The 25,364-nt window shown below is 40.6% G+C and carries 19 protein-coding genes and 1 riboswitch; of the genes, 12 read left to right on the forward strand and 7 right to left on the reverse strand.

Annotated elements, in window-relative coordinates; all coding sequences use genetic code 11:
* Positions 1-562 precede the first annotated feature (562 nt).
* Positions 563-5,680: a choice-of-anchor L domain-containing protein gene (locus tag G585_RS17700; RefSeq protein ID WP_155827795.1), complete on the forward strand. Its 5,118-nt coding sequence runs from the start codon at positions 563-565 to the stop codon at positions 5,678-5,680.
* Here G585_RS17700 and G585_RS0109235 read toward each other — a convergent pair.
* Positions 5,677-6,819: an anti-sigma-I factor RsgI family protein gene (locus tag G585_RS0109235; RefSeq protein ID WP_022774541.1), complete on the reverse strand. Its 1,143-nt coding sequence runs from the start codon at positions 6,817-6,819 to the stop codon at positions 5,677-5,679. The two genes, G585_RS17700 and G585_RS0109235, sit on opposite strands and share 4 nt — an antisense overlap.
* Positions 6,820-6,830: 11 nt before the next feature.
* On the reverse strand, positions 6,831-7,583 hold the full coding sequence (locus G585_RS0109240) for a sigma factor (protein ID WP_022774542.1): 753 nt from the start codon (positions 7,581-7,583) through the stop codon (positions 6,831-6,833).
* Between the two features lie 167 nt (positions 7,584-7,750).
* Here G585_RS0109240 and G585_RS0109245 point away from each other — a divergent pair, with 167 nt between their 5' ends.
* From G585_RS0109245 to clpX, 3 genes are all read left to right on the forward strand, one after another.
* Positions 7,751-8,506 (forward strand): hypothetical protein, encoded by a 756-nt coding sequence (locus G585_RS0109245; protein ID WP_022774543.1) that lies wholly within the window; start codon positions 7,751-7,753, stop codon positions 8,504-8,506.
* Between the two features lie 157 nt (positions 8,507-8,663).
* Positions 8,664-9,266 (forward strand): ATP-dependent Clp endopeptidase proteolytic subunit ClpP, encoded by a 603-nt coding sequence (gene clpP / locus G585_RS0109250; RefSeq protein ID WP_022774545.1) that lies wholly within the window; start codon positions 8,664-8,666, stop codon positions 9,264-9,266.
* Between the two features lie 14 nt (positions 9,267-9,280).
* Positions 9,281-10,549, forward strand: coding sequence for an ATP-dependent Clp protease ATP-binding subunit ClpX (gene clpX, locus G585_RS0109255; RefSeq protein ID WP_022774546.1), 1,269 nt, complete (start codon positions 9,281-9,283; stop codon positions 10,547-10,549).
* 48 nt (positions 10,550-10,597) lie between these two features.
* Here clpX and yihA read toward each other — a convergent pair whose 3' ends face one another.
* On the reverse strand, positions 10,598-11,206 hold the full coding sequence (gene yihA / locus G585_RS0109260; RefSeq protein ID WP_022774548.1) for a ribosome biogenesis GTP-binding protein YihA/YsxC: 609 nt from the start codon (positions 11,204-11,206) through the stop codon (positions 10,598-10,600).
* 103 nt (positions 11,207-11,309) lie between these two features.
* On the opposite strand from yihA, the gene G585_RS0109265 reads away from it, so the two are divergent.
* On the forward strand, positions 11,310-11,909 hold the full coding sequence (locus G585_RS0109265) for an HdeD family acid-resistance protein (RefSeq protein ID WP_022774549.1): 600 nt from the start codon (positions 11,310-11,312) through the stop codon (positions 11,907-11,909).
* A gap of 22 nt (positions 11,910-11,931) precedes the next feature.
* On the forward strand, positions 11,932-13,122 hold the full coding sequence (locus G585_RS19900) for a cob(I)yrinic acid a,c-diamide adenosyltransferase (protein WP_022774550.1): 1,191 nt from the start codon (positions 11,932-11,934) through the stop codon (positions 13,120-13,122).
* Positions 13,123-13,186: 64 nt separating this feature from the next.
* Here G585_RS19900 and G585_RS0109275 read toward each other — a convergent pair whose 3' ends face one another.
* From G585_RS0109275 to G585_RS0109290, 4 genes are all read right to left on the reverse strand, one after another.
* On the reverse strand, positions 13,187-14,920 hold the full coding sequence (locus G585_RS0109275) for a methyl-accepting chemotaxis protein (RefSeq protein ID WP_022774552.1): 1,734 nt from the start codon (positions 14,918-14,920) through the stop codon (positions 13,187-13,189).
* 134 nt (positions 14,921-15,054) lie between these two features.
* A riboswitch (cyclic di-GMP riboswitch) is annotated at positions 15,055-15,130 on the reverse strand.
* A gap of 184 nt (positions 15,131-15,314) precedes the next feature.
* Positions 15,315-17,909, reverse strand: coding sequence for an ATP-dependent chaperone ClpB (gene clpB / locus G585_RS0109280; RefSeq protein WP_022774553.1), 2,595 nt, complete (start codon positions 17,907-17,909; stop codon positions 15,315-15,317).
* A 220-nt stretch (positions 17,910-18,129) separates the two neighbouring features.
* Positions 18,130-20,031 (reverse strand): hypothetical protein, encoded by a 1,902-nt coding sequence (locus tag G585_RS0109285; protein WP_022774554.1) that lies wholly within the window; start codon positions 20,029-20,031, stop codon positions 18,130-18,132.
* Between the two features lie 180 nt (positions 20,032-20,211).
* On the reverse strand, positions 20,212-20,394 hold the full coding sequence (locus tag G585_RS0109290) for a DUF4250 domain-containing protein (protein WP_022774556.1): 183 nt from the start codon (positions 20,392-20,394) through the stop codon (positions 20,212-20,214).
* 268 nt (positions 20,395-20,662) lie between these two features.
* Between G585_RS0109290 and G585_RS0109295 the strand changes: the two genes are divergently transcribed.
* Genes G585_RS0109295 through G585_RS0109320 form a run of 6 tightly spaced genes read left to right on the forward strand, consistent with a single transcriptional unit; the run spans position 20,663 to position 25,320 of the window.
* Positions 20,663-21,388: a CpsB/CapC family capsule biosynthesis tyrosine phosphatase gene (locus tag G585_RS0109295; RefSeq protein WP_022774557.1), complete on the forward strand. Its 726-nt coding sequence runs from the start codon at positions 20,663-20,665 to the stop codon at positions 21,386-21,388.
* A 38-nt stretch (positions 21,389-21,426) separates the two neighbouring features.
* A complete protein-coding gene (locus tag G585_RS0109300; RefSeq protein ID WP_022774558.1) occupies positions 21,427-22,155 on the forward strand; it encodes a YveK family protein in 729 nt (242 codons plus the stop codon).
* An 11-nt stretch (positions 22,156-22,166) separates the two neighbouring features.
* Positions 22,167-22,991, forward strand: coding sequence for a polysaccharide biosynthesis tyrosine autokinase (locus G585_RS0109305; protein WP_022774560.1), 825 nt, complete (start codon positions 22,167-22,169; stop codon positions 22,989-22,991).
* Positions 22,992-23,009: 18 nt separating this feature from the next.
* Positions 23,010-23,483, forward strand: coding sequence for a hypothetical protein (locus G585_RS17705; protein WP_022774561.1), 474 nt, complete (start codon positions 23,010-23,012; stop codon positions 23,481-23,483).
* A 12-nt stretch (positions 23,484-23,495) separates the two neighbouring features.
* Positions 23,496-24,554: an LCP family protein gene (locus G585_RS0109315; protein ID WP_022774562.1), complete on the forward strand. Its 1,059-nt coding sequence runs from the start codon at positions 23,496-23,498 to the stop codon at positions 24,552-24,554.
* A gap of 4 nt (positions 24,555-24,558) precedes the next feature.
* On the forward strand, positions 24,559-25,320 hold the full coding sequence (locus G585_RS0109320) for a class B sortase (RefSeq protein WP_022774564.1): 762 nt from the start codon (positions 24,559-24,561) through the stop codon (positions 25,318-25,320).
* The last annotated feature ends 44 nt before the right edge of the window (positions 25,321-25,364 follow it).

Genomic DNA, 25,364 nt, shown 5'->3' on the forward strand with positions numbered 1-25,364 from the left:
ACATGTTGTTAGTGATTTTGACTCAGATACCATGTCTTTGCTTAGTAATTCGACATGCTGTGTCAGATTTTTCTCATAATTTCATGCCTTGAATAGAATCGTTTGGCATGAAATCTAGAATTTATTCTATTATTCATGTCTTGTACATCTTTTTCGACATGACGCGAGCATCTTTTTTCTGTACACATGCTTTCTTTTTATAAAACAATCATTGATGTTTAGATGAAAAGGATGATTTGGGCATATAGCGCTAAAAAACTTCCGGCCACCTCTACTGTTCCTATCATCCTCACCGTCGGCTCGCAGGACAAGGAGTTTTCCTCAGGTTCAGTCAATTGTGGCCTACGTAGCCGCAATCTAAAATTTTTAGAGAGTTAAAGAAGTCACTTACGCATATACAAAGAAAGAATATTCTACAGCGATTATTAATTATCGCTCGTTTATATTTTTATTTTGGCGTAGCATTTTTATAAAAAAGTTAGACTTATAGCGTTAATTATTATAGTGAAACGTACGATAAACAGATAAGTAATAGTCTTTTTATTAAGGGTGATTAATGTTCATGACTATTAAATCAGTACTTAATAAAAGAATAGTTGCAATATCTATGTCATTTGTGTTGGCAGCATCTGTCATCAATTTGACATCTTTTGCCAAGCCCGAAAAAGATGATGCTAAGGTCATCAGCAGTTTTTTAGAACTTCCTGAGGGTATCGTTACCCAGCGTCTGTCTGTGGGGGATCCTTTTGAAAAGATAATATTCCCGGATAATCTAATAGCATATGTGGTAAGTGAATGTGGAGAAGCTTCGTCACTTTTATCTTCCGATGAGTCTGCAGTTTCACTTAGCGCTTCAAGTGGAGATTCAGCGGATGCTGCAGCAAGCAGTAGCAGTTCGCTGGATGAGGCCGATGCTGCTGCAAGCGCATCAACTGAAGAAGAGCCTTCCGATGCAGCAACAGCAGGAAGTATGGTCGATGGCAAAACTGATAGCAGTGAAAGTGGATCTTCCCAAAATGAAAATGCCACTGAATCAGATACATCAGCTAAAGACAATACTATAGACGGATCAGGTAGTGAGGAAGAAAAGGAAAGCGAAACCGGAACAGGTAATGCGGGAAATAACAGCGATGGAAATGAAGAAGCAGAGGCTGCCAGTGAAGGGGCAAAAGAAACAGAGCCTGGCACAACGTCAGAAGATACTCCTGGTGGTAATCATGATGGTGAAGACACAAATTCTGGAAATGATCAGGATGAAGAAGATAGTACCGCAGGCAGTGACCAGGTGGATGCAAATACTGACTCCGGAAACGGAGATGAGGAAGACGATGGTAATTCCGGAAATGGTGCTGAAAATTCCGATAACGATCAGGATGACAGCTCAAATAGTGATGGAAACGATAATTCAGGCGATGCTTCAGGTGACAGTGCAAAATTGACGTTCTGGGAGAGACTTTTTGGCAGAATGACAGTTTATGCTGCAGAAGAAGATGATGATGATAAGACATCATCTTACATGGCACCCGGAGATTACAACGAAGACGATACTGAAGACGATATTGATAAAGAGGATGATGAGAGAACTCTTGAAGAAATCTCGATTTCAGGAATAGAGTGGAAGCTTGATGACGCCAAGAGTACTTCTGATGAATTTAGCACGAAGGAACCAGGGGCAGTATTTGTATACTTCCCTGTTATTTCTGATGAATACAGGATTGAGAGTGATTTTCCAACTATAACTGTGTATGTGGATGAGAAAAAAGAAGATGAAGAAGCAGTTTCTTTTGAACAGACCAGTATTATAAATGGCGTTTCAATAACTGTGAAGGCAGCCGAAGGAGTATTTCCGAAAGGTGCCCGCCTTATAGTAAATGCTGTTTCCAAGAATGAAGAAGAGCAGATTTCAGATGCTGTTGAAAAGGGAAGAAGCAGTGAAGTAAAGGTTGCTGTTTCCTATGCCTTTGACATAAAAGTTGTTGATGAGGACGGCGTTGAAATACAGCCGGATACATCAAAGGGAGAAGTCAAGGTTAGTTTTGCCATTGAGGAAGTGACAAATCAAAATCTTGATGCAGAAGTTTACCATGTATCAGAAGAGAGCGGAGATCTTAATGCATCACAGCTTAATGCAGAGACTATAGGAAATGAAGTTACTGTAGAAACTGACGGTTTTTCTTTTTACACTGTAGAGTTCACCTATGGAAAGATTGAATATTCAATTGAAGGCGGTGGAAGAGTATTCCTTTCCGAAATCCTTGAAGCTGTGGGACTTAAAGGAACTGCTACGGATGCAAGATCAAGCAATGAGGACCTGGTAAGTGTAAAAAGAACTGACGAAGGTGAGATATATCTTGTTTCAGAGGCAGAGTTCCATACAGATGAAAAACTAGAGGTTGACATTGATGGTATTACCTATGAGATCCTTATGACTGATGCAATCATAACTGCGGTCGGGGGAACTTTAGAATATGATAATAACTATAATAAATCAGCCAGTGATCTGGTAAAAGAGATTCTTGGCGGCGGAATAGCTGCGACTAACGAGTCAAGAACGGGAACAGTATATACGTTTTCGAATGGACTTGCAGATGTAGGGATAGATGCAGGAATTATTCTTGATACAAGCGGGTATGTTGGTGGTGGAAATGATCCACAGCTTGATTCAATTAAGGACTCTGCTTATAGATATGGCGGACATACGTCCACCTTGGAGTTTTCACTGGTTGCAAATGGGCCTCTTTTGACATTTAATTATGCTTTCGCTTCAGGAGAGTTTAATCAGCAACCAATATATAATGATATATTTGGTCTCTTTGTAAGTGTAAATGGCGGAGCATATGAAAATATTGCACTCATAACAAGAACAGATGGAAACCAGGTTCCTGTCACTATCAATAGCTTAAGAGCAGGTATTGACGGTAACGAGATGAATGGCGGACAAAATACTTCTTTAGGAGGACTTCACAGTCTTTTTACAGAAAAGCAAATTCATATTAATGGCGGTAATATTAACGGAGTCTCTAATGTTTTTACAGCTCAGAAACAGGTTAATGTTGGAGATACAGTAAAAATCAAGCTTGCAATCTGTGATATAACAGATACTTCTGTTAATTCGTATATTTTTATCGAGGCAGGATCTCTTTCTTTCCATGCCCCTGAGTCGGAAATTGGATATATAGATGAAGAACTTAATAACCTTGATCCATCGTCACTTTTTGAAATAACAACTGATGATGGAACAGTTCTTAGTATTACTTCATCAGGAAGCGGAACAATACCACTTATAGGTACTGATGACAACGGAACACCTTATAACATTATTGATACTGCTGTAGCTATAGTAAAAAAAGGTACCGGTGGATACGGAGATTCACCTCCACAGCTGCTGGCTATTCCTCCAAGGCCAATAGCTGAAGATATAGATCCAACTGGTGGAGGAATATCTGCTGATCCTGAGACGGTTTCTGTCATTGTTCCGTCTCCTAATCCTGCAAAGCCTCCACAGAAATATCGGCTTTATGATAAAGATGGCAATGAGATCCCGGGAAGAGACTGGGTTGATGCGCCAACGGATGGGACTCCTTTGACCTTTAGAGGGCTTGATGAAGACACTGATTATATTATAAAGACCTGGATTCCGGCTACAGACAGTAATTTTAAATCCGAAATTTCTGAAGGCACGACTGTGCATACAAGGCTTAATCCTGTGGATCTGCTGAGGATCACTGTCACTGAACCTGATAAAAAGACGATAGTCGCAGATGGTGAGTATCATTCATTTGTTTGCACTTCTGACCCGGCTGATGCAATCCTCAGATATTCAATTGGTGATGATAAGCATTACGGGTACTCTACGCCTATTTTTAAGGACGTTGGTCAGTATACAGTTTACTATCAGGCTGCAAAGGTTGGTTATGTGACTGAGTATGGAAGCATGATAATCACTATATTGCCTCCGGAAAAAGAAACTATTGTAGATCTGGAAAATGACGATGTGGAGAGTTCCATAACATCTGTCACAGCGAGTAAGCTTACTGACTACACGGATGAGCAGTCAGGAGATAAGGTCAGAGTAAGACTTCTTGTAACCCCTAAGAAACCTGAAGATATTGATAGTGGCATTGTAAATAGCGTCACTTCCAAGATAGAAAGCCTTTATGACAGCTCAAATCTTGATAATGTGAAAAAAGAGTTTTTGGATATTGGAGTTACAAGGCGAATCAATGATGAAGATCCTGAGAATATCCATGACCTTGACAGGACAATAGAGATTGAAGTTGGCTTTGATATGACTGATAAAGAGGACTTTAAACTTGTCAGAGAACACGATGGAGAAGTCCTTGCCTTTGCTTCACTTTCAGACAGGCCAACAGATGACTATGTTGATGGCACTGTATATTTTGGTGAAGATGTGATCTGCATCTATTCAAGGTACTTTTCTACATATGTTCTTTCATATGTAGTTCCTGTGGAAGTAGTTCCGGAGCCGGAACCAGAGCCTGAACCAGAACCACAGCCTGAGCCAACGCCAACTCCTACACCGGAGCCACAGCCAGAGCCTAAGCCAGAGCCGAAGCCAGAGCCTAAACCGGAACCAAAGCCTGCACCAGTGCCAACTCCGGAGCCTACACCTGATCCGGAAGTAAAACATGAGGAAGTGGTTTATACTCCGGCCCCAGTGGAAGTGCCAGCGCCTCCTGTGATCATAACTCCGGGAAGAGCCCCTAAGACCAGTGGATTCTATGTTGGAAAGTTTACCGGTGTGTGGATTCTTATCCTTGAGGCAATTATTACAGTTTTACTGGCAGGTATATATATTTACATAGGTGAAAAGAAAAAGGATAAGCTGTGGTACAAGGATGGATGGAAGTCCATATGCCGCGTAGGACTTTTGATAATGGCTGTTTCTTTTATCCTTATATACAGGCTTAACCAGGACTATATAAAGTCTAAGGCTATGTACGATGAAGTAAAGAATGAATATGTCACTACTTCATCAGGAAACGCCGGTAAGATGACAGTTACAAGCGCGGCTGTAAGTAAGACTGTAGCAGAGTCTTTTGGTTATGCGGATGAGCATGTGCTTGTGACGAGTGCGCCAAATGACTGGTGGAATCTTGCTCAGGTCAACGTAAAAGAAATGAGCAAAGACTATGTGGATGTCGTTGGATGGATAATGTTTGAAAACGAGGATATAAGCTATCCTATAGTTTATAGCGGCGATAATACGACTTATCTTGAGACTGCATACAATGGAGAGTGGGCCAATGCCGGAGCGATATTTGTAGATGGTCTTTCAACACCTGATTTTAACGATCCTAATACTCTGATCTATGGCCATAATATGGGTAATCTTACCATGTTTGGTAAACTAAAATTCTATGAGAATGACAAAGAGTATTATGATGAGCACAAATTCTTCCAGATATTTACGAAGGATAAGGTTTACCGCTACCAGATATTTGCCTGCAAACTGATCTCTGACGATCACGAGATCTATTATGCATATGGACAGGATCCAAGGCATTACTGGAGTGCACTCAGTGATATCATCAAGAATGCAGACGTTGAATCAAGTGTTGCACCTCAGAGCCTTGACCATATAGTTACGCTCTCTACCTGTACTTACGATGACTCTATGAGACTGGTAATATGTGCGGCAAGAGTTGATGAGCACTAATTTGTTGGAGGCGGAGCATCTTGCGGAGCCGACGGCATTTCTGAAATGCCTTTAGAACCGGTATCTTGTGGTACCGGTTCTTTTATTGCATTATTATTGGTTTCAGCTGGGGCACCTTCTGTAGTTGGCCTGTTATCTGCAGGAGGAGCATTTTCTGAAGCAACGCTATTTTCTTTGGAAGCTTCATTTAACTGAGATGCATTTTTACTATCAGGTGCTATTTGCAAATCAGGATTGTTGTTGTCTTCGGATGGGATGTCGGGATTTTGCAGGCTCTCGGGATCATCAATTGGGATTTGCTTATCAGTTGTGTTTTCCTCCGGAATCTCGCCTGGAATTTCAGAAGGACCATTTCCGTTACCTTCAGCACCAGAGTACTCTGAGAGTATCTCTTTTACGGGGAGTGACTTATAAACATCTTTAAGTGTTGATAAGTCCTGGCTGTTATCACCGGTAAAAGAATCAGCTTCATTTAGAGGAGTGTTATCAGCTATCTGCTTCATGGCTTCGAGTCTGCCTGTACTCATACCGGAGTTAATGGCTTCCTGCCTTGAAGCTATATCAGATTCAAGGAGGCAAAGACTGATATTGCTATCATCAAAAGCTTCGGATATATCACCAGAAAGATCACTGTAAGAGCGTTCACTTCCGGGGACGACATCAATTAGTATTGAGGCATCGTCACCGAGGAGATAATTGTTTTTCTGCAAAACAGCAACTGTTTCTGATAGTGCATCGGAAAGACTTTTGTTTTTCAGACTATCACTAAGGGCATCAACAACCTCGGCAGCATCGTCATTGAGGGCGGTTACGTTTATTACCCTGTTCAGTCTGTTTAAGGTGTATTCTATGGATGGATTTACATCGACTGTAACATAGGAATAAGCAAGAGCTGTCTCGTACATATAGGAGAGGCCTGCAGCAATGATGATAAGGGCAGCAGCCGCATATGGCAGAAATAAGCTGTACATGCTTTGATGCCTGTTTTTTTTGCCTCTTATATGACAGGTTGTTGGCGAGTCTGCAATGACTGATATTTCCTGACCGACGTCAAAGTTACCGGCTATTTTTCTAAAGCATCCGTCATCGCAAAGAACGGCACATATTCTTTTCTTTTTTTCCATTACAATTGCGTGCATGATCTGTCCCTTTACAAATTTGATGGAGAGTTAGTTATAAACCACATATATTCTGAAAGCTGTGGATAATCACCATTTATTATCAGTGTTGCAGTGATTATGTAGCGTCTGTATCTATCCAGCATTTTTCTTGATATCCGGCTTTTTTCCTCGAGTTCTTTCATTGGAAGAGTTTTTGAACGTTTCATTTTCTGCAACAGTTCTTCTGAAGTTAACATCACCTTTACAGCCTTAGCGCATGCTCTCTTAGTCTTTTCCGTGCAGGGGGAGCATTTTGTCAGATCCATAAAGCTAAAACCATAGTCAGTAAGCTTGCTGCTGATCTCTGCTATCTCATCCTTTACAGTTACCTGATGGTCTATGGAATTTTGCTTTGCGTAAGAAATATCCGCCGATTTTTCCTTAAGTTCAAATGAAATAGGAGACTCCTTGTCCTCATCTATTTCTCCTTCAAAAAGGTAGGGTTCTACGCTAAGCTCGCATTCATGGTGCTTTGCCTTTCTCATATGATCAAGAATCCTTCTCTTTATGACCAGATTTGCAAAACTTGAGAAAGCTCCTTTGGAAATATCGTAAGAATCGATAGCTTCAAGGAAAGCGCTAAGTGCAATGGAGTACTCATCATCACTTTCTGTTATGAATCTTCCCGCACATTTATATGCACAGTATTTTATGTATCCTGTGTTTTTTTCAATAAAAGAATTCAGCTGAGACGGAGAATTTTTTACCTCTATGACTTCTTCGCTAAATGCATTCTTTTCCATAATTAACTCCCGAGTATATTGAATTATTCGAATATGGATGGACAAAGAATGGGGTAGCCCGCCAAAAAAGATTTTTTGAATTTTTTTAATGTGACCCCACTATATTTGTTTGCTTGCAAGAAATATTACTGTGAGGAACTAAAAATAAATTAAAAATGGAGGAATCTATGATGAAAAGAATAATAGGAACAATGACAGCAATAGCTTCGGCGATTATAATGCTTGCGACCGTGCAGGTTACAGCCATGGCAGCACCTCAGGCAAAAGATGCGCAGCCACCTGCTCAGGGAGCGGCACCTGCCCAGGGCGAAGCGCCAAAGGGCGGACAGGCGCCAAAGGATGGTGAGCAGCCACCGGAAATGCCTGATGCATCAGGAACTGCAAGCACCGGTGAAGCCCCTGAAAAACCAGAGGGTGAGGCACCAAAAGAGGGTGAAGCTCCTAAAGAAGAGCCTAAGGATGGCGAAAAGCCTTTAGCAGACGCAGATATGACAACTTTGCTTGAAAATCTTCTTGAGTCGATCGAAGCTCTGGATGATGAAGATGTAAAAGAAAACATTACAGAATTATATGATGCATTTGTAGATGCTCTTGATGCAGAGCAGGCAGCAATAGATGCAGAATCTGATGAAGATACATTAGCTGAAGTTAAGCAGGCTGTTGAAGATGCGAGAGCAGCGCTGCAGAGCGCTTTGGAAGAAGCTGGAATCGATTTTGACCTAGAGCCAAAGACAGGTGATGAAGCGTCAAAGGCTATAGAGGATGGTGAAGAGTTATCAGAAGAAATTGCACCGAAGGATGCAGAGCCTGCCGTAAATGAAGATGGAAGTGCTGATGAATCTGTTGAGAAGACAAGCCCTATCAAGAAGATTGGAAACGCAATAAAGAGCTTTTTTAACAAATTATTCAAGAAGAGCGAATAATTAAGAGTTTATTAAATTGTGCGAAAGACTTTCAAAAAACAGTATTTAGCCGTATAATATAGTGTGGTTGTGTATAGTTTTTTAGCTGTGCAGACCACACTATTTAGGTTTAGTGGTAAATAATGCTTTTTGATAAGGCAAGGTTGGAGGACAGATAATGAGTTTAATACCTTATGTCATTGAACAAACAAGCCGTGGAGAGAGATCTTACGATATTTACTCCAGACTTTTAAAAGAAAGAATCGTATTCCTTGGTGAGGAAGTTAATGCTACATCAGCAAGTATTGTGGTTGCGCAGCTTCTTTTCCTTGAGGCAGAGGATCCTAACAAGGATATCCACATGTACATTAACAGTCCTGGAGGAGAGATCACTTCCGGAATGGCTATCTACGATACAATGCACTACATCAAGTGTGATGTAAGCACAATCTGTATCGGTATGGCTGCCAGCATGGGTGCGTTCCTTCTTGCAGGTGGTGCAAAGGGTAAGAGAATGGCACTTCCTAATGCTGAAGTAATGATCCATCAGCCACTTGGCGGAACACAGGGCCAGGCAACAGAAATCGAGATCGCTGCAAAGCACATCCTCAGAACAAAAGAGAAGATGAACAGAATGCTTGCAGAAAATACAGGAAAGACATATGAGCAGGTTTGCGCAGATACAGAGCGTGACAACTGGCTTTCAGCTCAGGAAGCTCTTGACTACGGTCTTATCGATTCAATCATTGAGAATCGTCCTGTAGAAAAGGAATCTAAGTAATCAAAGGAGATGTTATGGCAGGAAAAAATTCCGGAGAGATCAGGTGCTCTTTTTGTAACAAGACACAGGATCAGGTAAAAAAGTTAATAGCAGGACCTGCAGGAGTATATATTTGTGATGAGTGCGTTGAGATATGCGCAGATATCATAGAGGAAGAGTTCGAGGACGAGCCTGTTGCAGCCAGTGAGAAGAACATCAATCTTCTCAAACCGGTTGAGATCAGAAACTTTCTTGATGAGTATGTAATCGGACAGGATGAAGCTAAAAAGGTTTTAGCAGTTTCTGTTTATAACCATTACAAGAGAGTTCTTGCTCCTAAGAGCGAGGACAAAAACGATGTTGAGCTTCAAAAGAGTAACATCATCATGATCGGACCTACAGGTTCAGGTAAGACATATCTTGCACAGACACTTGCCAAGATCATAAATGTTCCTTTTGCTATTGCTGATGCAACTACCCTTACTGAGGCAGGATATGTTGGTGAAGACGTTGAGAATATTCTTCTTAAACTTATCCAGAATGCTGACTACGATATTGAGAGAGCTCAGTACGGAATTGTTTATATCGATGAGATTGATAAGATCACCAAAAAGAGTGAGAATGTATCTATAACAAGAGATGTTTCAGGTGAAGGTGTACAGCAGGCACTTCTTAAGATCGTAGAAGGTACTGTTGCAAGTGTTCCACCTCAGGGCGGAAGAAAACATCCTCATCAGGAGCTTATCCAGATTGATACAAGCAATATCCTCTTCATCTGCGGCGGTGCATTTGATGGCCTTGATAAGATCGTTGAGGCAAGACTTGACAGAAATTCAATCGGATTTAATGCAGAGATTGCTGATAAGTCAGAAAGAGAGATCGGAGAGGTTCTTAAAGAGGTAACACCTCAGGATCTTGTTAAATTTGGTCTCATTCCTGAGTTTGTAGGACGTGTACCGATTACAGTTACTTTGGAAGGTCTTTCCAAGGAAGCTTTGGTCAAGATTCTTACAAAGCCAAGGAATGCCCTTGTTAAGCAGTATCAGAAACTCTTCGACTTCGATGATGTTAAGCTTACATTCGAGGACGAAGCAGTTCAAAGAATTGCAGAGATGGCTTACGAGAGAGAAACAGGAGCCCGTGGTCTTCGTTCTATTATGGAGAAGACTATGATGGATGTTATGTATCAGATTCCTTCTGATGACACCATCAGCGAGTGCGTTATCACAGATGCTTCTGTAGATGGCACAAGCCAGCCACTCATTGTCCACAAGGACAGCAAGAAATTAAAGCAGGCTAAATAAAAAATAAAAGCTGTGAGAAATGAGAGATCATTTTTCACAGCTTCTTTTTTAGGCTTCGGTTGAAGGAGATGCTTCCGCGAGCAGTTCATCCATAAAATCATAGATTTCCTGTCTGCCTTCTTTGGAGAGGGCTGAGTAAGGGAAAATCTTTATCTCATCAGGAAGACCAAGGCCGTTTCTTAACATATTCAGGTGCTTTTCACGATGAGAAGGTTTGATCTTGTCAGCTTTGGTAGCGATGATGACCGGCTGGAAGCCCTGATGAACGATCCATTTGTACATCTGAACGTCATTGGCCGAAGGTTCATGGCGGATATCGATAAGAAGGAAAACTCTAAGGAGCTGCTTGGATGTGTGGAGGTAGTTTTCAATCATTTTTCCCCACTGCTCCTTAACCTTTTCGGGGACACGAGCAAATCCATATCCCGGGAGGTCTACAAGGTAGAACTCATTGTTTATATTGTAGTAGTTGATTGTCTGAGTTTTTCCGGGTTCCTGTGAAGTTCTGGCATAGTTTTTTCGATTCATTATGCCGTTAATGAGTGAGCTTTTTCCTACATTACTTTTTCCTGCGAAGGCAAATTCTGGGAATGGGTTGTCCGGAAGTGTGCTTGTGATTCCACAAACTGTTTCAAGATTTACATTTTTAATAACCATACTATTCTCTCTATTCTTTGTAATTGATGCTTAACAATAATCATTGATTAAGTTAAAATTTAAGGTGAATGTTAATACATTATAGCATATTCGGAGGCAGAGTATGGAAACACTTAAAAAAATGAAGTTAAATTACGTGATTGAAGCCATCGTGATGATTGCTATAGGTGCTGTTCTTATATTTTGGACAGAAGCAAGCCTTCTCATCATGGCGAGAGCGTTGGCAATTCTGCTGGTAATAGCAGGTGTAATATTTGTATTTAGTTATTTTTTACATAAAGAACGCAGCATAGTAATGTCAGGTGGTTTTGCAATGGGAGTCATTATTGCAGCCGTTGGTGTTTGGATTTTCCTTAAACCTGACGCATTTACAGATTTTATCCCAAAGCTCTTTGGCGTATTTATACTTCTTAGTGGTCTTATGAATCTGGGGCAGACAATCTCCCTTGTAAGCTACAGATATTCACTTTGGTGGATCTCATTGATCCTGGCTGTAGGAACTATCGGTATGGGAGCATTTCTTTTGTTTAATCCTAAGGATGCAAAAGAAATTGCGGTGACTATCATTGGAATATTCCTGGTTTATGATGGAATCACCAATCTTTGGACAATATCAAGAGTCTCCAAGTATGCAAAAAGAGTTAAGCAGGAGATGAATGCTGTTGATGTTGAAGCAGTTGTTGAAGATGTAGATAAAAAGTAATGCCGGAAATTGAGGAATAATAATGACATTTGAACCAATAGAGGTATCGCTTGATGAGGGCTGCATTGATGCTTTCATCAGGCGATATCATTTTAATGACAATGAAAAAGCAGAAATAATAAGAATTTACAGGAAGCTTGCTCCAAGAGTTCACGCTATTTTTCACCATATCATCGAAGAGGATGTAGAGGGAAAAAAGTCTGCACTTGTAGTAGCAAGTCTTGGAAGAGCAATTGATGAGTTTCAGAATAATCTTTTGGAAAAAGGAAATATTCAGGAAGCCTACATAGTTGATTGTCTCGGACTTGATTTTTTATCACTTGCTTATGAAAAAATAGATGAAAAGCTCCATGAGTCTACAGGTCTTTATGCCGGAGGATATCAGTTTGCTGGAAGTGATAGCTTTCCGCTTGAAAGTATCCCTGAAGCCATGAAAAAGCTTGGACAAAAGAAAGTAAGGTATAATGATGCTTTTGTCCTTGTTCCCAAAAAGAGTGTTGTCTTTATGACGCCATTATTTGAAACGAAGCAGGAAAAGCACTCTAAGTGTAGCAGTTGTAGTGCTGAAAAATGTGTATACAGGACAAGTAGCTATTTGGGTGCAATAACTGTGTCAAAAGATGTTGATAGTTCTAAAAAAGATTTGTTGAAAGATATGAGAGAGAATATGGTAATTGATGATAATGAGACTGAAGGCCTGATCCATCTTTACACCGGCGATGGCAAGGGCAAGACTACAGCATCTATCGGACTTGCCGTAAGGGCAGCAGGCTCAGGTAAAAAAGTTGTATTCTCTCAGTTCATGAAAGGAAGAAAAACATCAGAGCTAAACTCTTTTGCTCAGCTACCTAATATCAAAGTCATAAGAAGTGATAAGAACCTCGGCTGGTTCAAAAAGGACTCAGAGGACTCCATAGCTGCATTTACCGGCGAACACAACAGAATACTTACAGAAATAGAAAACCTCGTAAGTAGTGGAGAGTGTGACGTCCTTGTCATGGATGAATCCACCTATCCCTACAACTACGGCATCATCGACAAAGCAAGATTTGAAGCACTTATCACTAATAAACCCGTTTCAATGGAAATAGTTCTCACTGGCAGAAATGCCCCTGACTTCTTCGTTGAACACGCCAATTACATTACAGAGATGAAAAAAATAAGGCACCCTTATGATAGCGGCATTGAAGCACGCAAGGGAATAGAATACTAACAAAAAGAGCCCCATCTGGCTTATACAGCTGCGATGAGGCTCTTTATTTGTGCTATCTTTGTGATTATGAATTTGCTTCACTTAATGTGAAGAAGGACATTTTTTCGTTGAGGGTTTCTGCCATGTCACGGAGATCGTTGGCAGCATTGCTTATAAGGGAGAATGTTGCGTTAAGTTCTTCCATGGAAGCATTTGTTTCCTCTGTTGATGCTGCGTTCTGCTGTGATATTGCAGAGAGCTCTGTGATGATGTCTGAGAATCCAGCCTTAAGCTCGTTGAGTAAGTGGATCTTTTTGGAGATGAGTTTTGTTGAGCTGTCTACGTTGTTTACGTTTTCAACTACTACATCCATGTCATCTTTTGTTGTGTTGAGCTGAGTGTTCTGTTCCTGCATGCTCTTGCCAAGGAGTTCTATTGTCTCAACGTTTTTCTGTGATTCAGCTACTAGTGATTCAACAATCTGCTTGATTGAAACAGCTGCCTCTTTTGACTGCTGTGAGAGATTACCAATCTCTGTAGCAACTACTGAGAATCCTTTGCCGTACTCACCGGCCCTTGCAGCCTCGATAGAAGCATTGAGAGACAGAAGATGAGTCTGCTCAGCAATTGCAGTGATCATATTTGAAGCTTCTGCAATGTTCTTAACTGAATCATTTGTTGTGCGGATCTGGTTGTGGATGTCCTGCATAGAAGACATAACGCCCTGGTTTTTGTCCATAAGGTCGTTAAGTGTTTCAACAGTTCTTTGTGCACCAGACATCATCTCGTTTGCTGCATTTGAAAGATCTTCAATTCTTCCTGTAATCTCATCAATGCTGTCACCCATCTGGTTAGTGTTTGCTACCGAACTTTCCATGCTCTCAGCCTGGGAAGCAGCGCCACGGCTGATATCTTCAACAGCAGCTGTGATCTGCTCAGCAACGTTAGATGCTGATTCAGCAGAAGTAGCAAGCTTTACACCTGAATTTGTAACATCTTCTGAGAGTTTTTTTGTTGCACTGATAACATCTTGCAACTTATCACGAACCATAGCGGAACTTTCTGCAATTACACCAAGCTCGTCCTTACGGTTGAATGTACGATCATTGATGTAGAAAGAAAGTTCACCATCTTCCAGATTCTTAAGTCCAGAAACGATGTCACGTATTGATCTTGTTGATGTGCTTATCAAATAGCGGGCAACACCAAAATTAAATAAAAAGAAACATACAAAAGTTATAACAATAGAACGAAGCGCTGCGTTCATATTTGCTTTTACGATAGTAGTATCACGTCCTGCAAAAACCATACCAACAACAGAACCATCAGAGTTCTTAAGTGGAAGATAGTATGCGTACCAATCCTGACCTGCAATCTCAAAATTTGAAGCAAGATATTCGTTACCGCTATTAAGTACTTCGCTAATTACAGCTTCAGAAGCTTTTGTTCCTTCCATGCGCTGACCTGTAGTTGCGTCTGTAAGAGATGTAACGAAGCGTGTATCGCCATAGAATAATGTATAGTGCATACCGGTTTTCTCATGAAGGGCATCGAGCTGTGCCTGATAAATGTCGTGAACAGCTACGTCACCTTTCATAAGCTGACCGTCTTCTGAAAGTGCCCAATCACCCTGAAACTGATTTGAAACCTCATCATCAAGAAGAACTGCAGCGGCATGTAATCCTTCTGAAAAAGATGTGAGATAAGCTTTCTGGATGTTCCTGAATCCAATTATGCCTACACATGCAGCCATAAGCAGTGCAAGCACTGATGCAATAAGTATTATGGTCCGAACCATATTCCTGTTCTTTGTTTTCATTTTTTTCCCTTTCCTCTAACAGCTGCTAAAAAGCAGTAAAATAAGCGCTATATCAAAACTCTTTCCTTTTGATATAAAAAAGCATGGGACGAAAATGTCCCATGCTCCTATTAGTTAAGTAATAACCTACTTAAAGGTACAACTGGCTGACATTTTAAAGTCCCTATAGCTTTGCGCCGCAGGCTTTCGCCTGCTTTGCCAAATGTTAAATTAAAACTAGTGAGGATTATAATGTACCAGCTTACTTAATGCAATATTTATTTTTTGTTTATAAAAAATTTATATACTGTTTTGGACAAATAAAATAATTTACCACTTTAATTTGGCAATATTGCACAAGCGTTAAATTGTACACGCAATTTAGCTTTTAGTGCACTGAAAAGCAAAAAAATGATCATATATTTTGGGCATTTGCAACAAGTTCGCCATTTTCTATGTCAAAAGTGATAGTATCGTGTGGTTTTACTTTATCTTCAAGAATAATCTTGGCAGAGAGTGTTTCAACATATTTTTGTATGTAACGCTTAAGAGGTCTTGCACCATATATAGGATCGTAGGCGTTATCAATTACATAGCTTTTGGCAGCATCTGTGAGCTTTATGCTGATCTCTCTGTCGGACAGTCGTTTATTGAGGTCATCTATTACAAGATCAACGATTCCTCCGATGTTATCCTTGGTGAGAGGCTTAAACATTATTATCTCATCAAGCCTGTTCAGGAACTCTGGTCTAAAGTGAGAGCGGAGGTCTTCCATTGTGGCCTTCTCAGCATCTTCGCTTATTGAACCGTCATCTCTGATACCATCTAGCAGATACTGAGCTCCGATATTTGAAGTCATTATCAGGATAGTATTCTTGAAATCTACAGTTCTTCCCTGTGAATCAGTAATTCTTCCGTCATCAAGCACCTGAAGAAGGATATTGAATACATCAGGGTGAGCTTTTTCTATTTCATCAAAAAGAACTACAGCATAAGGCTTTCTGCGAACTGCCTCTGTAAGCTGACCGCCTTCCTCATAACCAACATATCCTGGAGGCGCTCCTATAAGCCTGGACACGCTGTATTTTTCCATGTATTCGCTCATGTCAATTCTGACCATGTTGTTCTCATCGTCAAACAGTGACTGGGCAAGACTTTTGGCAAGTTCTGTCTTACCAACACCAGTAGGACCAAGGAAGAGGAATGAACCAATTGGCTTACTTGGGTCCTTGATACCGGCCTTAGATCTCATTATGGCCTCGGATACCTTTACTACGGCGTCGTCCTGACCAATTACTCTTTGATGAAGCTCATCAGGGAGGTGAAGGGTCTTGTTTCTCTCACTCTCTGTAAGTTTATTTACAGGTATTCCTGTCCATCTGCTGATGATCCCGGCAATCTCGTCCTCTGAAACTTTTTCGTGTACAAGTGCACCATCGGCCTCTTTTTCCTTGGCTTTTTCCTCAGCCTCTTCTAGCTGTTTTTTAAGAGCAGGAAGCTTTCCATACTGGAGCTCACCGGCTTTTTCGTAGTCGCCATCTCGCTGGGCAATGGCAATCTCTGAATTGATGGTATCAATCTGTTCACGCATTGCTGCAAGTTTATCGACAGCTTCTTTTTCATTAGACCACTGAGCTTTTCTGGTATCAAAGTCTTCTTTAAGTTCAGCAAGCTCTTTTTGCAGATTTGTAAGTCTCTCTTTGCTGAGGGAATCATCTTCCTTTTTAAGGGCAGCCTCTTCAATCTGCATCTGCATGATCTTACGGTTTAGTTCATCGAGCTCAGCGGGCATTGAATCCATCTCAGTCTTGATGAGAGCACAGGCTTCATCTACAAGGTCTATTGCCTTATCCGGTAGAAATCTGTCTGAAATGTACCTATTAGAAAGAACAGCAGCACTAACAAGGGCACTGTCCATGATCTTAACTCCGTGAAAGACTTCATATCTCTCTTTTAATCCACGAAGGATACTGATGGTGTCTTCAACTGTAGGCTCTTCAACCATGACAGGCTGGAAACGTCTCTCAAGAGCGGCATCCTTCTCAATATACTGTCTGTATTCGTTGAGGGTAGTAGCGCCAATGCAGTGGAGCTCGCCTCTTGCAAGCATTGGCTTAAGCATATTACCGGCATCCATGGCACCGTCTGTTTTACCTGCACCTACAATAAGATGAAGTTCATCTATGAAAAGAATTATCTCTCCATCGGAGGCCTTGACGTCCTCAAGGACTGCCTTTAACCTCTCCTCGAATTCTCCTCGATACTTGGCACCGGCTACCAGTGCACCCATATCAAGGGAAAAGATCTTTTTATCCTTAAGAGCAGTTGGCACATCGCCACTTGCAATTCTCTGGGCAAGGGCCTCGACGACTGCAGTCTTGCCGACACCAGGCTCACCGATAAGAACAGGATTGTTCTTGCTCTTTCTGGACAGGATCCTGATCACATTTCGGATTTCTGTGTCTCTTCCTATTACAGGGTCAAGCTTTTGCTTTTTGGCTTTTTCAACAAGCTCTGTCCCGTATTTACTTAAGGTGTCATAGGTTGCCTCAGGGTTGTCAGTTGTGACATTTCTGTTGCCTCGTACCTCTGAAAGCACCTGAAGAAAGCTGTTTCTGTCAATTCCAAATTCTCTGAAGATCTCTTTTACTTCTCTGTTGGGTTTCTTAATAAGAGACATAAACAGGTGCTCGACTGATACGTACTGATCTCCAAGAGCTCTGGCTTCATCCTCAGCAGACAAAAGAGCTTTGTTAAGGTCAGCACCGATGTAGGGCTGTCCGCCGGAAACTTTGGTTCTCTTTTCAATGGCGGAGATTATCCTGTTTAGGAAGGCTTCCTTATCTATGCCCATTTTCTCTATGAGCTTAGAAATAAGGCTGTCCTCAATAGTCATGAGAGAGTACAGAAGGTGTTCCTGTTCAATCTCCTGATTGCCATATTCAATAGCCACTTTTTCGCAGCCATTGACAGCTTCGATAGATTTTTGTGTGAATTTCTGTATATTCATAAAGTTCCCTCCTCATAAAAAAGGATCAATATACATTGTTATTATTGTTCTATTACAACTATAACACAGAAAATGATAATGTCAAATCCTATTTTTATGAATTACCTGGACTGGGGCAGAAATTCTTTAAAAGGCAATAAAAAACAGGGACTGCGATGAGTACAGTCCCTGCTTTTAAGGTGAAGCTATATGAAAGTTAAAAAAGGGTTTCAATTAAGTATTATCTGAGAACAGCGTTCTTTGCTGTTTTTCTTATAACTGTGATTGATGTGAATGCTGCAAGGAGGAGAATCATGATTCTTGCAGAAGTATTTGTTGTGTCTTCGGTTGATGCTCTTCTTGCGCCGAGTACTGCAGCTTCGTTATTTGTATCTCTTGTTGCTCCAAGGACTGCTCCTTCTTCAGTAGCTGCTGCCATTGGTACAGGAGTTTCAGCAATTGTTATAGCTGCTGGAGCAAATGGAGTAACTTCGTCTCCAGTAGTTGTATCAGTATCATCATCAGTTGTGTCTTCGTTTGCAGGTGCCGGAGCTGTTGGAACTACTGGATCAGGTATTATTGGTGTAATTATAGGATCTATTTCAGGAACTGGAGTAACTTCCGGTATAATCACAGGCTCAGGATCAACTACTGGTTCTGGATCAGGAGTAGGAATAATTTCCGGTTCTGCAAGAAGATCCATAAGGCTAATGTGGCTTAAATATGATCTTTTGCTAGGTGCTGCAAGCTTTTCAAGGATGTTTGGCGTATATTCTACAAGGTTTAAAGTTGGCTCTACAGGAACGTTGTAGGTCTTTGCAGTTTTGAGCGGATTCCACTTGTAATAGTAAGTCATGTAAGTATCTGTTGAGTCTGATGGGTACAGCTTTCCATCTTTATAGGTTGAAGTGTGAGTGTCACCGCAATTCCAGCCGTCAGATTTATTATTAGCAGTGTTTTCGAAGTCACTCCATGCTTGGGACCAGTATCCTATACTGTGACTTTCATCAGAATTCATATAAAATGCGCACCAACCCGGCGCTGTGGGTTTAAGCTGTACTCCTGCAGCATAGAATGTTATGATATCATTTTCATCAATTTCAAAATCATATGAATAACTGAATTGCTCTTCATAGGAATAACTGTAATCTTCCTCAAGAGTTGCATGTAAGAAGACATGCTTTAAATAGACTTTAACACTATTGCCGGATGCTGTTTCAGCCTGCTGTACATCATATGATTCGGTTATTTCAAAAATATTCTCTTCTTTTGCATTTTCTTCGACAGAAGTTTTAGCCGGAATGTTATATGCATTATTAATTCTTTCGTTGTACTGCTCTACGGAATCATATCCGGCTGCCTTGATTCTTTCTTCCATTGCAAGGTCTTTTTCATACTGTACAAGAGCTTCTTCGTACTGTGCCTGAAGTCTTTCGTTTTCTTGCTGAATTTCCTTGGCCTTTTCAAGTTCTGCCTGGTTATTAGCTTCTATTTCTTCGTTTCTTTTCTCAGTATCTATAAGCGCCTGCTCATATTCATCATCTACAGCCTTGTTATACTCATCAACCTGCTGATTGTAATTCTCGGCTTCCTGGTTGTACTGGCGGATCTTGTCGTTATCAAGTTCGCCTTCAATCTCAGGCTTTGTAGGTTCTACAGGGGCAAAAGCTGCGCTTTCTGGTGTTCCATTGTTTTCTTCACTCTGTGCATTTTCATTATTTTCTGTCTCATCGCCTAAATTATTGTCATCATTGTTTGATGAGTTATTATCTGTTTCATCGGAATTGCCTGCTTCATCAGACTCGTTTTCTTCGCCTGCGTCATTGTCATTGGTATCGGATTCATTATCGTCTGCTTCATCATTTGAAGCATTTTCTTCGGCGTTCTCGTTATTTTCATTATTATTGTTGTTTTCAGCAGCTTCGTTGTTTTCACCGGCTTCATTATTTTCTCCTGCATCGTTGCTTTCACCGGCATCACCGTTCTCACTGCTGTCGTTTGTTTCTTCTTCATTTTCCTGCTGTTCATCTGCAGCGTAGGAATTAAGACTCATTCCAGCAGCTGATGAAAAAGATACAGCGGCTGAAAGGAAAATGATCATCATGTTCTTTAATTTGTGGTTCCAAAAATTTTTTCTCATCATAACATTCACCCTCACCTTTCGTTTATATGTGCGTTTCACCATTTTGTTAGGGCCATAATAACAAGAGCGCAATCATGAAGATAATCATAATTGCACTCCAAAATGTTTCTTAATCTAATGTTTATGATGGGTTTATTTTCTTTATTCTTTGATTATATTTTGTATTGAATTTTTAGAAAATTATGAAAATTTATTATTGACTTTATCATATATATAGCCGATATTTTTTAGTTTGGATACAATATCTTGTAATTCATCATTTGAAATATCGAGGCCTTCCTGAAGAGCTTCAAGGCTTCCATATTCATCTCGAAGTTTCATATTTATAAAACTAAGCAGCATTACAGGGTCTTTTGGGATCATTATTATTCTCCTTTAACTTATTTGTTCTGTGTTTATTGGAACCTTTTTTACATCATTCAACAGTTTATCATCATGATTTTTTATCATCAAGAATGTGCAATTTACTCAACCCAATATATTGGTAAAAATTTTATAAATTACCCCATTATGTTGAAACGCCCGAAAATAAAGGTGTATAATTATTTTGATATATCATATATTTTTGTGCGGTCATTCGGAAGTACATGATTTTTTTAGTAAATAAAAAGCTAAAAAGGATAGATGTTAAATGCAGACTTGTATTGATATTCATTGTCATGTAATGCCTGGAGTTGATGATGGTTCGCCGGATATGGACACGAGCCTGAAAATGCTGCAGATAGCTGAAAAGGACGGCATTGTGGCCATGATCCTGACACCGCATCATAAGCCTATGCATCATAATGTAAGCCCTGCGCACAACGCATCTTACAAAGATTCTCTTAAAAGCAAAGCCAAAGATCTTGGATTAAAAATAAAGCTTTATTCCGGAAACGAAATATATTACAGCGAAAAGGTTCTTGAAGAACTCGAAGAGGGGAAGATATGTACTCTGGCTGGATCTGATTATGTTCTTGTTGAGTTTCATCCAACCAATCCCTATAAAGCGATTCATAATGCGGTCTATCAGTTATTGGGAGCAGGATATATTCCTATTATTGCCCATGTTGAAAGATACAGCGACATAGTATCGCACCCATCTTATATAGAAGAACTTATAAGTATGGGGTGCTATATCCAGGTAAATGCTTCAAGTGTAATGGGAAAATATGGCTTTGGTATAGCTCATTTTACTAAGAAGATATTAAAAAAGCGTCTGGTTCATTTTGTAGCCACAGATGCCCATGACACCAAAAAAAGAGCCCCCCATTTACAGGATTGCAGAAATTATGTGGATAAGAAAATAGGCGCCGATTATGGTCAAAAGATTTTTTGCGATAATCCATTAAGCGTTTTAAAAAATGAAGTGATATAAACTGTGCAGCTGATAACAAGTATCAGGGGAGATTTAGTGTGAACAAGAGAGATGACATCATCGAAATTAATCTTGGGGAATTGTTTGCAATCCTTTTGGGGAGAGCTTTTGTGATCATAACCGCCGGAATCTTTTTTGCCCTGGCGGGACTGTTCGTCAGCAAATTTGTGCTTCACCCTGTATATGAATCAACCACCAAGATTTATATCCTGAACAAAGAAGAAAATCAGACGGTTACATATTCTGATGTGCAGATATCCACACAGCTCACACAGGACTATGCTGAACTTATAAAGAGCAGATATGTATTGGAAGAGGTTATCCAGAGGCTGAATCTGATAGAGATGGATTATAAAGATCTCTCAGATGTATTAAAGGTTGACACACCATCTGACACCAGAATTGTTGCAATTACAGTAAAAGACGAAGATCCTCTGATGGCAATGAAGATTGCAAACTGCATACGCGAAGTTGCGAGTGAACATATCACAAACGTTATGGATATTGATGCAATCAATGTGGCAGAGACAGCTAATGTTCCCACAGAAAAGGCAAGTCCCAGCGTAGGCAGATGGACAGTTTTTTCGGGATTTATCGGAGCGGTTATAGTAGCGTTTTTTGTAATACTCGGTTATCTTCTTGATGACACAATAAAGAGCAATGACGATGTGGAGAGATATCTTGGACTTAGTACACTGGCGCTTGTTCCACTGACTTTAGAGGAACAGGATAAAAAGAAAAATAAGAAAAAAGCAAAGAAGAAGTAAATGGGGGATTTATGCAGAACGCGAAACTTCATTTTAGCCAGGCAGAAAACAATTATCAGATAAAAGAAGCCTATAAGACTTTGCGAAGCAATATAGAGTTTAGTGGTCAGAATGTGAGGATCATCTCAGTTACAAGCTGTACTCCCGGTGAAGGGAAGACAACGGTGGCCATGGCTCTTGCAAGAGCCTTTGCTGAGGCAGGTAAAAAGACTATTCTTGTGGACGCAGATATGAGAAAGTCAGTTCTTGTCGGAAGATACAGGACAGGTTCGGTAAGGCTTGGACTTACTCATTGTCTCGTTGGAAGAGAAAGGCTTTCAAGTGTTATCTGTGAGACAGATACGCCCAATCTTTATGTTGTATTTAGTGGACCTGTTCCACCGAACCCCAGTGAGCTTTTGGGCGGAAGAATCTTTGAAAAGGTCCTTGAGAATATGAAGCAGGTCTTTGACTATGTAATCATAGACACGCCGCCTCTTGGAAGCGTTATTGATGCGGCGGTTGTCTCAAAACAATGCGATGGCACTGTGATGGTGATCGAGAGCAATTCCATAAGTTATAGGTTTGCCCAGAGGGTAAAAGACCAGCTGGATAAAGCAGGGGCAAAGATTCTTGGAGTTGTGCTCAACAAAGTTGATATCTCAGGAAAAGGTTATTATGGCCACTATGGCAATTACTACGGCAAATATTACGGCAAGTATTATGGCAAATACTATGGAAACGGAGAGGATACAGCTGACAAGCAGGTTCGACCAAAGAAAGCAGAACCGATACCTCCGGATGATGATGATCTTGATGAACTGAACTATCTTGCCGGAGTTACCAGAAAAGACTGATTTTATGGGGAGAAGCATGTGAAAGGAAACATTTTAGGTATTTTTTTTACCATACTAAGCGGGGTATTGATTGCACTTATAGTGCTTGCTTATGGAAGAAGTGACAGGATAGCTCCGGAGTTCAGATTCTCAGCTCTTAATTTGACTTACAATTCCGAGACTACAGACAACGATCTGCTTGAGGGCATAAATGCGTATGATTCCAGAGATGGAGATCTTACGCAGAGAATTGTAGTTGAAAAGGTAGTGCTCAACAGGGATGCCGGAACTGCGGTCGTGTACTATGCTGTTGCGGACTACAGCGGGAATGTGACAAAACAGTCCAGAGTATTTCCGGCAGATATAAAAGATATTGATAACAACGGAGATGCTGTGGATGTTATGGAGGATGGTCTTTTCCCTGATATGTTATCAGGTGGTGAGATAGAAGCTGGCGAAGAAAGTAGTGAGGGGGATTCAGCAACGGGTGCATCAACAGAAAATGAAAACTAGGAGCGATTATAAATGCGAGGAGCAGGAAAAGTTTTTCTCATAATCTGGGCAGTGCTTATGACAGTGACGACCCTTGGTCTTGCCGGATTTGAAGTTATGAGAATACTTGGAAAATCGAATCTTGACTCTAAATCTGCGACATCAACACCAATGATGGCGCAGACGGATATGTCTGTCTCTGAAAGTACAGATGCTTACTGGGAAGAAGACTGGGTGCCATACAATGGAAATGTCTACGATTACAACGATGACATAATAACTTTTTTGATAATGGGAATCGACAAGGACGACGAAACTGTGGTCAAGGTTGCGGAAGGAACTGATGGAGGCCAGGCGGATGCACTGTTTCTTTTGGTATTAAATCCACGTGACCAGTCCATAAAAGTAATTGGTATTAACAGAAACAGCATGACCGATATAGATGTTTACGATGAATATGGAAGGTATATGACCACTGTTATAGCTCAGATCGCGACCCAGCATGGCTTTGGAGACGGCATGGAAGAGAGCTGTAACTATCAGGTCAAAGCTGTTTCAAACATGTTTTATCAGCTTCCGATACATGGTTATGCGGCGATAAACATGAGTGCAATTCCTACTATAAATGATCAGGTCGGAGGGGTAGATGTAACTGTTTTGGAGGACCTTACCAAATGGGACAAATCACTGAAGAAGGGGGCACAGGTTCATTTGGAAGGCGACAGTGCCTTTTACTATGTCAAAGCAAGAGATGTACATGTCTTTGGATCCAATGAAAACAGACTTGAGAGGCAGAGACAGTACCTTGAAGGCTTTATAGATGCTGTAAGAGAAACCACAAAAGAGAATAATAATGCGGCAGTGGAACTTTTTACAGCAATAAACGACAAAATGGTGACTAATATAACTGCAGATGAGATAAGCTATCTGGCACCATATATTTCTTCCTTTAGTTTTAGCTCTGATGACATTATTAGCATAAAGGGCGAAAATGTGAAAAATGGTAAATTTGAAGAGTTTTATGTGGATGATGATGATCTCTACAAAACAATAATAGATGTTTTTTATGAGAAAATTGATGTTGTGGGCTAAATAAATGAATAAAACTAGACGATATATAGATAGGAAAGCTCTTATAAGTCTTTTTTGGATAATCTTTTTTTGGCTACTGCTTGCAGGATGTGGCAAAAAAGAGGAAATTGTCAGTACTTCAGAAGAAGGCGGACCGATCATTGATTTCGAAAAATTAAAAAAAGAGAACGGAGATATATTTGCATGGATATATGTTCCGGGAACACAGATCAATGGGCCGATCCTTCAAAGCGCAGATGGCGATGACAGCTTTTATGCAAACCATAATGTGGCAAAGGAACCGGATGCAAAAGGGTGCTTTTACATAGAAGCCGCTAATATGGCGGATATGTGTGATTTTAATGAAGTTGTCCACGGGGTACCGACGGAGGAACTTAGCAGATTCCTTGACAGAAGCTATTTTGAAGGGCAGCAGTACATACATGTGTATATGGAAGGAAATGCCCTAATTTATTACATTATGGCTGCCTATACAAGAGAGAATACAAGACTTTTGGAACAATATGATTTTTCCTATGCGTCAGGCTGCCAGCAGTTTATCGATGAGATTTATTCCGGCAGGACCATGAGTAAGAATATAAGGTCAGGATGGGAAACAGGCCTTGAGCCAAGCCATTTTCTTTTGACGCTTACATCGGATGACAGTGACAGACAGATTGTGGTAATCGGGTGTCTTGTTGGAGATGCAGCAGGGAAGATTGACAGAGAAATCGACTGGGGAGATCCGGAAGAGGACTTTTCCATAATGGGTTGGAGTAAGCCTTAAAATGGCCAGAGAGCCACAGCTGGAGGAATCCAGATCAGATATAG

It is taken from the genome of Butyrivibrio sp. AE2015, from assembly GCF_000420825.1.
Classification (GTDB): Bacteria; Bacillota; Clostridia; order Lachnospirales; family Lachnospiraceae; genus Butyrivibrio.